We start from the raw sequence: 12,744 nt of genomic DNA, 5'->3' as shown, positions 1-12,744 counted from the left end.
GTCATCCTCGAAGACCAACTCGAAGAAGCCCAGCTCCTCAACGCCACATACCAGCGCGCCGCCGAAGCATCAGAAGCGTCTGGCCCGCCCGTGACCTGAGACGGCAAGCCGCCCGGTGGGTCCCCGCAGTTGGCGTGAGCCCGGTCGCCAGCCGGGGCCGTTGCATGGGACCGCGTCGGCGATGATCTCTGGGTGCAGCCTCTCCAGACCCCGGCTACCGGCAGGTTCGAGGTCCCTGGCGACGGTGGACGCTCGAGCAGCCGGGCCGGTGGTCGGGGCGAACCCGCACGGCGCCCTACCATGTGCGCATGCTGGTCTACGCCCCCGCGATCCTGTTCGTATGCATGTTCCTCGTCGGATTCGCCCGGGAGCGCCGTCGGTTCAGCAACGCCGTTCTGCTGGGTCTCGCGGGTGTATTCGCACTGGCCGCCTGGCTGGTCGAAATCACCCGCGGGGACGAGCAGTTGGGGCACCGGATCCTTGTCGCCCTGCTGGTACTCGCGACGGCGGGAATCGCCGTCCTGGCGTGGTTCCTGCTCTCCAACGGCGTGACCATGCTGCGCAAAGAGGGGAGGAGCCCGGCCAATCTTCTCTCCCTGATGGCGGGGATCGCCCTGGTGGGTCTGCTAGCGCTGCTGTTGATCGCGTGGGTCCTGCACACCCGTACGCTGCTCGTCGTCGCGGTCACCGTCGTCGCGCTGACGGGCTACGTCGCGTTTCTGTTTCTCTGTTTCACCGTCTACGCGTTCCTGTACGGGCGTCTGCCCTACCGCCGGAAGGCCGACTACGTGGTGGTGCTCGGCTCGGGGCTCGCCGGGGGTTCCAAGGTTCCTCCGCTGCTGGCCAGCCGGCTGGAACGGGCCCGTGCCGTCCACGCGCGGATCACGGCGCGCGGGGGACGGCCGGTGCTTCTCACCTCCGGGGGACAGGGTCCGGATGAGGAGCTTCCGGAGTCCCACGCGATGGCCGACTACCTTGTGGAGCGCGGATTTCCCGCCGCACAGATCGAACGGGAGGACCGGTCGACCACGACCGAGGAGAACCTCAGGTTCAGCAAGTCCCTGATGGAGAAGGCGAATCCGGACTACCGCTGCGTGATCGTCACGAACAATTACCATGTGTTCCGTGCGGCGGTGACCTCCCGTCGCATCGGGGTACGGGGGCAGGTCGTGGGCTCGCCGACCGCCGCGTATTTCTGGCCGAGCGCGATGATCCGCGAATTCGTCGCGCTCTTCCTCGCGTACCGGCGCACCAATATCGGCGTCTGTCTGGCGCTTGTGCTCGGCGGCATGCTCCTGTGGTGGATCGGCTGAGTGCGTCACGGGCCCTGCTGCCCCGGTGTGTCGCGGGGGCAGCAGGGCGTGCAGACGAAAGGCCGGACTACGGCTTGTCGACGAACTCCGGGTCCTTCTGCTGGTTGTAGATCTCCTTGCCGGATGCGTTGTAGGCATGGATGTACGGGTTCGGTCCCGTGTAGTGCGGGTCGTCCTGAGACGGGCGGACGGAAAGCGCCGCCGTGTAGACGAACGCGCCGCCTGCCATGACCGCCGGGTACTCCGTCGGGTTGTTGTCGTAACTGACGGTGATCCGGGCGATGTTGGCTGTGTAGTGCCCGGAGCCCACCATGACGTACTTCCCCTTGCCGGCGGGGTCGCTGGTGGAGTTGAAGTACGCGATCGTGTGGCCGGTGCCCCACAGGCGATCGTTGATGAACGTGGGCGGGTGGCTACGGCTCGTGCCCTTGTCGCCCTTGGACTCGCATTGCACGTACTGGTCGGCGGAGTTGACGGCGATGACCACGCCGTCCGCTTCCTGAGAGGCGACGGGAGTGCGGACCGCGATCACCGCGTGGTAGCGCGATGCGTCCGAGCCCAGGCAGGAGGCGAGGATCCTGCCGACAGCCCCGGCCGCGATCGGGGTCGTCGTTCTGCTCGTGATGGTGTACGAGGACGAGGCCGAGGACGGGGTGGCCTTGGAGGCGTGCTTGGTGCTGGGGCTCGGTGCCGCCGGGGAGGCAAGATGCGGCTTCGCGTTGCCCACCCCGCCGAATACGGCCACGGCTGCGACGCTCAGCGCCGCAACGCCTGCGGCGACACCCAGCGGCACTCCCCACTTGCGTCCCAGCGATGCCTGGTTGTCCTCAGTGCCGATCTTCATCAGTAGTTCCTCTCGGGTCCGCCGGTGGTTCGGCAGATCACGGTCGGAAGGAGCCGCAGGGATGCCCGGCCTGTCGTTCATCGTGCGACCTCTTCCGCGTGGACGGGATTCTTCGGACTGAACGACGCCGCAGCCGTACCGCCGCCGACAAGGTCGGCCCCCAGCCTCCGCCGTGCCCGGTGCAGCCGGGACTTCACTGTTCCGACCGCCACCCGCAGCGTTGCCGCGGCTGCCTGTTGGTCCAGGCCCGACCACACGCAGAGCTCGACGACCTCGCGCTCGTGGCGTGGCAGCCTGGCCAGCGCCCGGTGGATCTCCGACATACGGCGCTCGTCGTCGACCCGGACGGCGATGCGGTCCGCGTGGTCGCCCACCGGCTCGTCGTGCGAGATGAGCCGGTGCAGCAACGCCTCGGCCCGCCTCAGCCGCCGTCTGGTGTTCGACAGCAGTCGGTCCGCGATGCCCAGCAGCCATGGCAGGGCCGAGTCGCGGTCCAGCACCGTCTCCGACCGCCGACGCCAGGCGTGCAGGAACACGGTCGACGTGAGGTCTTCGGCCTCGGACCAGTCGGCTGTGCGCCGGAACAGGTAGTTGTAGACAGCCTTCCCATGGCGGTCGAAGATCCGGCCGAACGCCTCCCGGTCTCCGTCGGCGGCGCTCGCCCACAGCTCGCGGTCGGACATGCCTCCGACCGGTTCGGCGGGATCAGCGTCGTTCAGTTCCATGTTCTGTACGTGTCCGGCAACCGGCCGGAGGTTCCCGTCGGGCCGGTCTGGTTTCGCCGGAGGGGTCCGGACCTGCTGCGAAGGCGTGTCTTCAGCTGAAATTTCATGACGGGATCGGCCGGCGCCGGGACGGCGGACGACGTGGTGTGCGGGTCCGACGGAACCGGGTAACGTCATGGGCATGTTCTTTCAGACGCCGATTTACGAGTGAGAGCGTGATGGGCCCCTGCTGACGTTCTTCGACGTCGCCGCGCCCGTCCCCCACCGAGCAATCCGTAGATCACTTCATTCATTCCGGGAGAACCCGTGACCGTGAGCAAGAACATCAACAACCCCGTGGGCCAGGGCGGCGGCCAGCGCAAGAAGCTGTCCCGTGCCGAACGGCAGAACAACGGTCCGCACCGCAACCTCGACCGCAAGGGCGCCGCCGACCAGAAGGCGGAGCTGGTGCGCAAGATGCGCGAGAAGGCAGGCACGCCCGAGGGTGCGGCCGAGGACGCCGGGCAGACGGGCGACGACACCGCACAGAGCTGACGCACCACCGCCGCAGGGCGGCACCGTACGGGACTGGCCCGGACCGCGACGCGCGGTCCGGGCCAGTCCCGTACGTCGTGGCCGCTCAGCCGGATGCGCTGGTGTCCGGTTCGATGAGGCCTTCGCGGTAGGCGATGCCCACGGCGTCGGTGCGGCTCGTGGCACCGAACTTGGCGAGGATGTTGGAGACGTGGACGCTCGCCGTCTTGCCGCTGATGAACAGCTCCTCGCCGATCTGGCGGTTCGTGCGCCCGCGGCCGAGCAGGCGCAGCACCTCGCTCTCCCTGGTGGTCAGGGCGGCGATCCGCTCCCCGGCGGCCGGTGCGTCGGCGAGACGGCCCCGCCGGACGAGGGCGTCGAGTGCCTCGCGCAGCGGTGCGGCGCCGAGTGCGACCGCCGTCTCCCGGGCGGCGTGAGCCTGCTCGGCCGCCTCTTCACGGCGGCCGGCGGTGAGCAGGGCCTCCGCGAGGCGGCGCCGGCATCTGGCCAGTTCGTAGGGGTCGCCGTAGCCGAACGCGGTGACGGCCCGTTCCCAGGCGGCGACGTCCGGTCCGGTGACGGCGCGTACTCCCTCGGCCTCCGCGCGGGCGAGCCAGGCCGTGCCCTCGGGGCCCGCATCGGGCTCGTCCTCGCCGCGGGCCGCCGTGTTCCGTGCCAGCTCCAGCAGCTCGCCCGCAGCGGCGGCCCAGCGCTCGGACCCTGGCGCGTCGCCGGACAGACGGGACTCCTCCGCCGCGTCCGCGACCCCTGACAGGGTGAGCGCGGCGAGCCGGACCAGGGCGTCGGGCATCTCGTCGGTGGGCGAGCTGGCGGTGAGTGCCTCCACCGCCGCGCCCATCTGCCGTACGGCCTCCTCGGCGTCGCCGCGCAGCGCCGCGGCGTCGATCAGCACGCTGCACGCGACGAGCGACGCCATCCAGTCCGCGGGACCATTGAGCAGCGCCCGGGCCCCGTCGACCGCCACGTCGAACTCACCGCGGGCGAGAGGGACGTACAGAGCGGGGGCGGTCGCGAAACCGGACGCGGCCGTGAGGAGTTCGGTTTCGGCGAGGGCCATGCTCGTGCACTCGTCCCAGCGGCCCAGCGCGTAGAGCACCAGGGACCGCATGTAGCGCAGCTCCACCGCGTACGGCGAGGACACGAGTCCGGCGCGGCGGGCGCGGTCGAGTCCGTCGCTGATCCACGTGAGGCACGGGTCCAGTTCGCCGGTCTCGTAGCAACCGATCGCGAGGTTGTGCAGCGCCCGCATCTCCACCTGGAGGTTGCCCGCGGTGCGCGCCAGCTCACGGGCCTCGAGGAGCCGCTCCCGGCCTTGCGGGGTGCGCCGGTTGTGCGTTTCCAGACCGACCAGCGAGATCATCAGGTCGGCCTGGGCGTCGATGAGGGAAAGGCGCTCGGCGATGTCCAGCGCCTGCCGGGCGACGCGTTCGGCGTCCTTTTCGCGTCCCACGTAACGGGCGGCCATGACATGCGTCGCGGCCGCCCACACCCAGGTGCGGGAGGGCGGCTCGGCGGGGATGAGCGCGAGCGCCTCGCTGCTGTAGGTGAACGCGGCCTCCAGATGGTCGATCCGCATCAGGTTGCCCGCGAGGGTGTAGCGGACCCGCGCGGCGAGTTCGGAGTCGGCGTCCGAGCCGGCCCGTGCGAGCGCGGAGCGGGTGAGCTGGACCGCGCGATGGGGTTCGCCGGCGTGGGCGGCGGCGGCCGAGGCGCGCAGGGTGAGGGTGACCGGGTCCTCGTGCTCGGGGCGTGCGGATGCGTCCACCGCGGTCCACAGTTCGAGCGCGCCTTCCAGATGGCGCAGTTCCTCCGCGGGCGCACGGACGCGCTGGGCGTGGTCGGCGGCTTCGAGGGAGGCTGCCAGTGCGTCGGCCAGGTCATGGCTCTCGCGCGAGTGGTGGGCACGCTCCGCCGCGCAGTCGGCCGAACGGTTCTCGCCCGCGAGGAGCGCGGCGAACACCCCGTGCAGCCTGACCCGTTCGCCGGGCAGCAGATCCGTGTACACGGCCTCGCGGGTCAAGGCGTGCCGGAAGGAGTACGTCGCCTCGTCACCCGGCACCAGCAGTTGACGCCCGACCGCCTCGCGCAGCGCCGACTCCAGTTCCTCCTGTGGCAGTTGTACGGCGCTTCGCAGCAGCTCGTGCCCGACCCTGCGCCCTGCGACGGCCGCGGTGCGCAGGACCTGCTGGGCGGTCTCGGTCAGCTGCTCTATGCGGATGAGCAGGACGTCGGCGAGGCCGCTGGGCAGGGCCGGGTCGGCGGCGCATTCGTCGTCATCACCCAGCGCGGCGAGCAACTCCTCGGCGTAGAAGGCGTTTCCCTCGGCGCGGTCGACGATGCGGCTGACCGTGCTGTCGGAGACGTGACCGGTGCGTTGCGCGCGCACGAGCCGGGCCACATCCGCGTCGGCCAGCGGGCGCAGTTCGAGCCGGTCGACGGCGGGCAGCCTGACCAGTTCGGCGAGCAGGGGCCGCAGTGGGTGGCGACGGTGCAGATCGTCCGCGCGATACGAGGCGAAGACGGCGAGGCGGTGGGGCGGTCCGCCGGGGGCGGGCCGTTGGAGGACGCCCCGGCTGAGCAGGAAGCGGAGCAGGTCGCGGGAGGACTGGTCGGCCCAGTGGAGGTCTTCGATCACCACAAGGAGCGGGACCAGGGCCGTCAGGTCGGCGAGGAGCCCGGCGACGCCCTCGAAGAGCTGAAGGCGGCTGCCGGCGTCGGGTGCGGAGCCGCTTCCCGATGCCGTGCCGATGAGCCGGCCGACCGCGGGGTACGCGGCGAAGGCCGGAGCGAGCCGTTCGTCGGCGGCTGCCGCGCCGAGGATCTCCGTGAACGGGAGGTACGGCAGACCTACATCACCGAGGTCCACGCAGTGGCCGGTCAGGACGGTCATGCCGGTGGTCGCGGCATGCGCCGCGGCCACGGTCAGCGTGCGGGTCTTGCCGACGCCTGCGTCCCCGGCCACGAGAACGGCGTGCGGGTCGCCGGCTGCTGCCCGCTCCAGCACGCCGGTGAGCCAGGCGAGCTCGTCCGCCCGGCCGATGAACGGCGTTTCGAATATCTGTGCCACGGGGTCATCCAAGCACGTCCGGGCGGTGCCGCTCGCGGGCCCGGCGTCGGAGCGGGACGTAACCAAGCCGGGGCGCGGGGGGTTGAACAGACGATGTCCCCTCGTGCTCGAAGCAAGGAGAACCCCCTGATGCGCATCCGCACCGCCGCAGGCGCCGTCGTCCTGGCTCTGGCGGCATCGGTCGCCTGGTCCGTGCCGGCCTCGGCCGTCGACCCTGATCCGGGCAGCGGGACGGTCGTGATGTCGAACGAGGAGTACGACAGCCTCCTTCGCGCGGACCAGGACGAGCAGGGGCGGATCCTGACAGATCCGGCATATCGACTGGCGTGGTTCTCCTGCCTGAGCTCCGAGGAGCCCAGCCACGTGGAGCCGAACGCCTGGGGTCCGGGATATGTCTGCATCCCGGACGGGCCAGTGCAGTAGACGAGGTGGTCCGCCGCGGCCGCGCAGGTCAGAAGATGGAGAGTCCGGTCAGTGTCGTGAAGCGGTCCAATGCCGCTACCCCCGCCACCGAGTTGCCGCGCTGATCGAGGCCCGGGCTCCACACACACAGCGTGCAGCGTCCGGGCACGACCGCGATGATGCCGCCGCCCACCCCGCTCTTGCCTGGCAGGCCCACGCGATGGGCGAAGTCGCCGGCCGCGTCGTAGGTGCCGCACGTCAGCATCACCGCGTTGATCTGCTTCGCCCGGCTGCGGGTGAGCAGGGCGGAGCCGTCGGCCCGTATGCCGTGGCGGGCCAGGAACCCGGCGGCCAGGGCCAGGTCGCCGCAGGACGCCGCGACGGAACACTGGAGGATGTACTGCTCCAGGAGGTCGGGCACCGGGCTGGTGATGTTGCCGTACGACGCCATGAAGTGGGCCAGTGCGGCATTCCGGTCGCCGTGCGCGGCCTCCGAGGCGGCGACGTCCCGGTCGAAGGTGAGGCTCTCGTTGCCGCACTCCGCACGCAGGAAGGCGCGCAGTGCCTCGGAGGCGTCGCCCGTCCGGGTCTGCAGACGGTCGGTGACGACGAGCGCACCGGCGTTGATGAACGGATTGCGCGGGATGCCGTTCTCGTACTCCAGCTGCACCAGCGAGTTGAAGGGGTTGCCGGACGGCTCGCGACCGACGTATTCCCACAGCTCGTCACCCTCCAGGGACAGTGCCAGGGCGAGTGTGAACACCTTGGTGATGGACTGGGTGGAGAAGGGGTGCTGCCAGTCGCCGACCCCGTACACCGTGCCGTCGAGTTCCGCGACGGCCATGCCGAAGCGATTCGGGTCGGCCGAGGAGAGTGCGGGAATGTAGTCGGCGGGGCGGCCACGTCCCGGGGTGGCCTTGATCTCGGTGGCGATACGGTCCAGGACCGGTTGGAACGAGGCGGGCACTGACTCACCTTGGCTTCGTACGGTGATGCGTGCACCACACTCTACGGTCGATCTCCGCCCAGGCCGTGGATCGGACCCCCTCCGCCCCGCAGCGGCGCCCCGCTCCCGCCCCGCCGTACGGCGACGATCTCCGCGCCGATGGACACCGCGGTCTCCTCCGGTGTGCGGCCGCCGATGTCGAGCCCGATCGGGGAGCGCAGCCGGGCGAGATCCCGCTCGTCCACGCCCGCTTCGCGGAGCTTGTGGAGGCGGTCCTCATGGGTGCGGCGCGAGCCCATCGCGCCGACGTACGCGACCGGCAGCCGCAGCGCGATCTCCAGCAGGGGAACGTCGAACTTGGCGTCGTGCGTGAGGACGCACAGCACTGTCCGTTCGTCGGTGGCCGTGTCGCGGAGATAGCGGTCAGGCCACTCCACGACCACCTCGTCCGCCTCCGGGAAGCGGGCCCGCGTCGCGAAGACGCCGCGCGCGTCGCACAGGGTGACATGGAAGCCGAGCAGCTTGCCGACGCGCACCAGGGCACCCGCGAAGTCCACCGCGCCGAAGACGATCATCCGGGCGGGCGGCACGCTCGACTCGACGAAGAGGAGGACGTCGCCCCCGCACCGGGCGTCGGACTCCGGCACCGCACACACCTCCGTCCGCCCGAGATCGAGCAGCGCACGGGCCTGGGCGGCGAGTCCGGCGTCGTCCGCCGTGCCGAGCGAGCCCTCCCTCGATCCGTCCGGGCGCACCATCAACAACCCGCCGCCGTCGGCTGGTTCACCCGGTCCTTCGAGAATCCGGGCCAGCGCGACCGCCTCGCCGCGCGCCGCGGCGGTGAGCGCCGCTGCCACCGCTCTGCCGGAGGGGCCGTCGGAACGGACCGGGACGACGTGCACCTCCACGGAGCCGCCGCAGGTGAGCCCCACGGCGAACGCGTCGTCGTCGCTGTAGCCGAACCGCTCGCGGCGCACCGAGCCGTCGCGCAGCGCCTCGGCACACAGTTCGTACACGGCGCCTTCGACGCACCCGCCCGAGACCGATCCGATCACCTCTCCCGCGGCGTCGACGGCCAGGGACGAACCGGGGGGCCGGGGCGCGCTGCCGCTCACCGAGACGACGGTGGCGACGGCGAACTCCCGGCCCTGCGCGGCCCATTCGCCCAGCTGGGCGGCAAGGTCAAGCATGCTGTCCGTTCCGGTCCCGGTCCGCTTCGGCCATGATGACCCGGTCGGGCCGGATCGGCAGATCGCGGTGGCGTACGCCGGTCGCGTGCCATACGGCGTTGGCGATCGCGGCGGCCGTGCCGACGATGCCGATCTCGCCGACGCCCTTGATGCCGACGGGGTCGTCCGGGTCGGGGTCATCGACCCAGTCGGCCTCGATGACCGGCACATCGGCGTTCGCGGCGAAGTGGTAGCCGGCGAAGTCCGCGCCGACATGCCCGCCGGACGCCTCGTCGCGCACCGCCTCCTCGTGCAGCGCCATGGACAGCCCCCAGGTCATACCGCCCACCAACTGGCTGCGCGCGGTGAGGGGGTTGACGATCCGGCCGGCCGCGAAGACCCCGAGCAGGCGCCGCACCCGCACCTCGCCGGTGCTCACGTCGACGGCGACCTCGGCGAATTGCGCGCCGAACGCGTACCGCTCCTTCTGGGCGAGCTGCGCGACGAGCGCGGCGGTGTCGGTGACGGCGGTGAGCCCGCCTTCGGGGATCTCCCCGCCGACCAGGGAGAGCTGCTCGCGCAGCTCGCCTGCCGCCGCCATCACGGCCCAGCCCCAGGACCGGGTCCCCATCGATCCGCCCGCGACCCAGGCGTTCCCGAAGTCGCTGTCCGCGATACGGACATGAACCCGCCCGGGGTCGACCTCAAGGGCATCGGCGGCGATCAGGGTGAGCGCCGTGCGCGCGCCGGTGCCGACGTCGGACGCGGTGATGCGGACGGTGAAGGTGCCGTCGGGTTCGGCGGTCGCCGACGCGGTGGAGGGCGCCGCGCCTGACGGGAAGGTGCACGCGGCGACGCCGGTGCCGATCAGCCAGCGGCCTTCGCGGCGCACGCGCGGACGCGGGTCGCGTGCGGCCCAGCCGAACCGCCGCGCGCCCTCCTCCAGGCAGGCCAGGAGGTTGCGGCTGCTGAACGGCAGGCCCGAGATCGGGCCGACCTCCGGTTCGTTGCGCACGCGCAGCGCGATCGGGTCCAGGCCGAGCTGCTCGGCGAGTTCGTCCATCGCTGATTCCACGGCGAACGAGCCTGGTGCCTCGCCCGGTGCCCGCATCCATGTCGGGGTGCCGACGTCCATGGGCACGACGCGGTCGACGGTGTGGTGTGCGACGGCGTCGTACAGGGTGCGTCCGAACCCTGCGCCGCCCTCCACGAACTCACGCAGGGTCGACGTGAGGTTCAGGTTGTCGTGGGCGAAGGCGCGCAGTCGCCCGTCCGGGTCGGCGCCGAGCCGCACCCGTTGGGCGGTGGGGCTGCGATAGCCGGTGATCGCGAAGACCTGACGCCTCGTCAAGGCCACCCGGACCGGGCGCTGCAGTTCGGTGGCGGCCATCACGGCGGCCACGTGGTGCGAGCGCAGGCCCTTGGAGCCGAAGGCGCCGCCGACGTGCTCGGAGGTGACGTGCACGGCGGACTGGTCCAGGGAGAAGAGGTTGGCGAGGTCGTCGGCGATCCACCTGCTGCCCTGGTTGGAGTCGAACACCTCCAGCCGTCCGGCGTCCCAGTGCACGGTCACCGCGTGTGGTTCCATCGCACTGTGGTGCTGCTCGGGCGTGGTGTACTCGCGGTCCAACACCACTGCGGACGCGGCGAGTTCGGCGTCCAGGTCTCCCTTGGTGACCTCCGCGTCCTGAGGGGTGTAGGCGCCGTCCCTGCCGATGTCGAAGGTGACGTCGTGCGGCTCCTCCTCGTACGTGACGACGAGCGCCTCGGCAGCCTCCCGCGCCTGCTCGGACGTCTCGGCGACGACGAGGGCGACGGGCCAGCCCGCATGCGGGATCCGGTCGTGCTGGAAGACCTCGACGATCGGGTCGGGACGGCCGAGCACGCCGATGACGTCGTCCTTCACTCGCGGCGCGTTCTTGTGGTGCAGGACTGTGAGGACGCCGGGCAGGGCGCGCGCCGCGTCCTCGTCGATCGCGCGGACCCGGCCGCGCGCCACGGTCGACAGCACCAGCCAGCCGTGGGCGAGGTCGGCGAAGGGGATCTCGCCCGCGTAGCGGGCCGCGCCGGTGACCTTTTCGAGCCCCTCGACCCGGGTGTGCGCGACGCCGACCGCGTCCTTCTTCGCGGTGATGGGCACTGTGGTCATCGGGTCGCCTCCTGCTCCAGCTCCGTGAGCAGCGCCACGACGAGATTGCGCATCAGTGGCACCTTGTACGCGTTGTGCACCAGCGGCGCGGCCGCCGCGAGTTCGGCGTCGGCCGCGGCGGCGAACGCCGCACCGTCCGCGGTCCTGCCGAGCAGTTCCCGTTCGGCTGCGCGGGCCCGCCACGGCCGGGACGCGACCGCCCCGAAGGCGAGCCGCACGTCCGTCACGACACCGTCCTCGACGTCCAGCGCCGCAGCCACGGATCCGATCGCGAAGGCGTACGAGGCCCGCTCGCGGACCTTGCGGTAGCGGGAGTGCGCGGCGACCGGCGCGGGCGGCAGGGTGATCCCGGTGATGAGGGCGCCCCTCGGCAGGGCGGTCTCCACATGCGGCGTGTCGCCGACCGGCCGGTAGAAGTCGTCGAACGCCGACTCGCCCGCCCCGTCGGCGGTTTCGTACGCGATCACGGCGTCGAAGGCGGCGAGCGCGACACCCATGTCCGAGGGGTGTACGGCCACGCAGCTGTCGCTCGCGCCGAAGATGGCGTGATTGCGGTGTTCGCCCGAGAGGGCGGGGCAACCGCTGCCCGGCACCCGCTTGTTGCAGGGTTTGCTCACATCGGTGAAGTAGCCGCAGCGGGTGCGCTGCAGCAGATTGCCGCCGACCGTGGCCATGTTGCGCAGCTGTCCCGACGCCCCGGCGAGCACGGCCTGGGCCAGCGCCGGGTAGCGGCGCCGGACCTCGGGGTGCGCCGCCAGGTCGCTGTTGGTGACGGTCGCGCCGATGTGCAGCCCACCGTCGCCGGTGACCGTGATCCGGTCGAGCGGCAACTCCCGTACGTCGACGAGGAGTGCGGGCCGCTCGATGCCGGACTTCATCAGGTCGACGAGGTTCGTGCCGCCTCCGAGGAACCTGGCCTCGGGGTCGGCGGCGAGCACTGCCACGGCACCCGGTACATCGTGGGCCCGCTGGTATCCGAACTCCCTCACGCCACCTGCTCCTTCGCGTCCTCGGCCTGCTGTGCGGCCGCCTGGGCGACGGCCCGCACGATCGATACGTACGCGCCGCAGCGGCACAGGTTCCCGCTCATGCGCTCCCTGATCTCCTCAGGGGTCAGAGGTGGCGGTCCGGCGTCCGGGCGCACGTCCTCGGTGACCGCGCTGGGCCAGCCCGCCGCGTGCTCCTCGATGACGGCGATGGCCGAACAGATCTGTCCCGGTGTGCAGTAGCCGCACTGGTATCCGTCCAGCTCGACGAACGCCTGTTGCACGGGGTGCAGCCCGTCCCGGTCGGCGACGCCCTCGATGGTGGTGATCTCCCGGCCCTCGGCGGCGACCGCGAACTGCAGACAGGACACCGTCCTGCGCCCGTCGACGAGCACCGTGCAGGCGCCGCACTGCCCCTGGTCGCAGCCCTTCTTCGTGCCGGTCAGATCGAGTCGCTCGCGCAGGGCGTCGAGCAAGGTGGTGCGGTGGTCGACGGGCAGGGTGTACTTCTCACCGTTGATGTGCAGGGTGACCGCACTGGAGGTGGAGAGGCCCGCTGGAGCCATGAGCAGCCTTCTTTCGCGTGTCTGCTGCGAGGAGAATCAGCGC

At 71.2% G+C, this 12,744-nt stretch carries 11 protein-coding genes; 3 read left to right on the top strand and 8 right to left on the bottom strand.

Annotated features, from left to right (window positions below):
• The first annotated feature begins 308 nt into the window (after positions 1–308).
• A complete protein-coding gene (locus AB0H78_RS30930) occupies positions 309–1,313 on the top strand; it encodes a YdcF family protein (protein WP_363237971.1) in 1,005 nt (334 codons plus the stop codon).
• Positions 1,314–1,380: 67 nt separating this feature from the next.
• Here the strand turns inward: AB0H78_RS30930 and AB0H78_RS30925 are convergent, their stop codons facing one another.
• Together AB0H78_RS30925 and AB0H78_RS30920 are read right to left on the bottom strand one after the other, a co-directional pair.
• Complete coding sequence (locus AB0H78_RS30925) at positions 1,381–2,157, bottom strand: hypothetical protein (RefSeq protein ID WP_363237970.1); 777 nt, start codon at positions 2,155–2,157, stop codon at positions 1,381–1,383.
• 77 nt (positions 2,158–2,234) lie between these two features.
• Entirely contained in the window at positions 2,235–2,882 is a 648-nt protein-coding gene (locus AB0H78_RS30920) for a sigma-70 family RNA polymerase sigma factor (protein WP_363237969.1), read from the bottom strand.
• Positions 2,883–3,188: 306 nt separating this feature from the next.
• Between AB0H78_RS30920 and AB0H78_RS30915 the strand changes: the two genes are divergently transcribed.
• Positions 3,189–3,416 carry a DUF6243 family protein gene (locus tag AB0H78_RS30915; protein WP_363237968.1) on the top strand — a complete coding sequence of 76 codons (228 nt, stop codon included), beginning with the start codon at positions 3,189–3,191 and terminating at the stop codon, positions 3,414–3,416.
• Between the two features lie 85 nt (positions 3,417–3,501).
• Here the strand turns inward: AB0H78_RS30915 and AB0H78_RS30910 are convergent, their stop codons facing one another.
• Positions 3,502–6,483, bottom strand: a complete 2,982-nt coding sequence (locus AB0H78_RS30910; protein ID WP_363237967.1) for an AAA family ATPase — start codon at positions 6,481–6,483, stop codon at positions 3,502–3,504.
• 129 nt (positions 6,484–6,612) lie between these two features.
• Between AB0H78_RS30910 and AB0H78_RS30905 the strand changes: the two genes are divergently transcribed.
• Positions 6,613–6,906, top strand: a complete 294-nt coding sequence (locus tag AB0H78_RS30905) for a hypothetical protein (protein WP_363237966.1) — start codon at positions 6,613–6,615, stop codon at positions 6,904–6,906.
• Between the two features lie 28 nt (positions 6,907–6,934).
• Here the strand turns inward: AB0H78_RS30905 and AB0H78_RS30900 are convergent, their stop codons facing one another.
• Genes AB0H78_RS30900 through AB0H78_RS30880 form a run of 5 tightly spaced genes read right to left on the bottom strand, consistent with a single transcriptional unit; the run spans position 6,935 to position 12,701 of the window.
• Positions 6,935–7,852 (bottom strand): glutaminase, encoded by a 918-nt coding sequence (locus tag AB0H78_RS30900; protein WP_363237965.1) that lies wholly within the window; start codon positions 7,850–7,852, stop codon positions 6,935–6,937.
• A gap of 41 nt (positions 7,853–7,893) precedes the next feature.
• Positions 7,894–9,021 (bottom strand): XdhC/CoxI family protein, encoded by a 1,128-nt coding sequence (locus tag AB0H78_RS30895; RefSeq protein ID WP_363237963.1) that lies wholly within the window; start codon positions 9,019–9,021, stop codon positions 7,894–7,896.
• Complete coding sequence (locus AB0H78_RS30890; protein ID WP_363237962.1) at positions 9,014–11,149, bottom strand: xanthine dehydrogenase family protein molybdopterin-binding subunit; 2,136 nt, start codon at positions 11,147–11,149, stop codon at positions 9,014–9,016. The genes AB0H78_RS30895 and AB0H78_RS30890 overlap by 8 nt, the downstream gene beginning before the upstream one ends.
• Positions 11,146–12,138 (bottom strand): xanthine dehydrogenase family protein subunit M, encoded by a 993-nt coding sequence (locus tag AB0H78_RS30885; RefSeq protein ID WP_363237961.1) that lies wholly within the window; start codon positions 12,136–12,138, stop codon positions 11,146–11,148. Before AB0H78_RS30885 ends, AB0H78_RS30890 begins: the two co-directional genes overlap by 4 nt.
• Positions 12,135–12,701: a 2Fe-2S iron-sulfur cluster-binding protein gene (locus AB0H78_RS30880; protein ID WP_363237960.1), complete on the bottom strand. Its 567-nt coding sequence runs from the start codon at positions 12,699–12,701 to the stop codon at positions 12,135–12,137. The genes AB0H78_RS30885 and AB0H78_RS30880 overlap by 4 nt, the downstream gene beginning before the upstream one ends.
• Between the last annotated feature and the right edge of the window lie 43 nt (positions 12,702–12,744).

The sequence above is a fragment of the Streptomyces sp. NPDC050738 genome (assembly GCF_040654175.1).
Taxonomy (GTDB): Bacteria; Actinomycetota; Actinomycetes; order Streptomycetales; family Streptomycetaceae; genus Streptomyces.
Note: the sequence above shows the minus strand (reverse complement) of the source record. Positions and strands in the feature narration are given on the sequence as shown.

Bases quoted from the DNA above. Each gene is read 5' to 3' on its own strand.
- AB0H78_RS30930 (WP_363237971.1), top strand. From the start codon at position 309: ATGCTGGTCTACGCCCCCGCGATCCTGTTCGTATGCATGTTCCTCGTC.
- AB0H78_RS30925 (WP_363237970.1), bottom strand. From the start codon at position 2,157: ATGAAGATCGGCACTGAGGACAACCAGGCATCGCTGGGACGCAAGTGG.
- AB0H78_RS30920 (WP_363237969.1), bottom strand. From the start codon at position 2,882: ATGGAACTGAACGACGCTGATCCCGCCGAACCGGTCGGAGGCATGTCC.
- AB0H78_RS30905 (WP_363237966.1), top strand. From the start codon at position 6,613: ATGCGCATCCGCACCGCCGCAGGCGCCGTCGTCCTGGCTCTGGCGGCA.
- AB0H78_RS30895 (WP_363237963.1), bottom strand. From the start codon at position 9,021: ATGCTTGACCTTGCCGCCCAGCTGGGCGAATGGGCCGCGCAGGGCCGG.
- AB0H78_RS30890 (WP_363237962.1), bottom strand. From the start codon at position 11,149: ATGACCACAGTGCCCATCACCGCGAAGAAGGACGCGGTCGGCGTCGCG.
- AB0H78_RS30880 (WP_363237960.1), bottom strand. From the start codon at position 12,701: ATGGCTCCAGCGGGCCTCTCCACCTCCAGTGCGGTCACCCTGCACATC.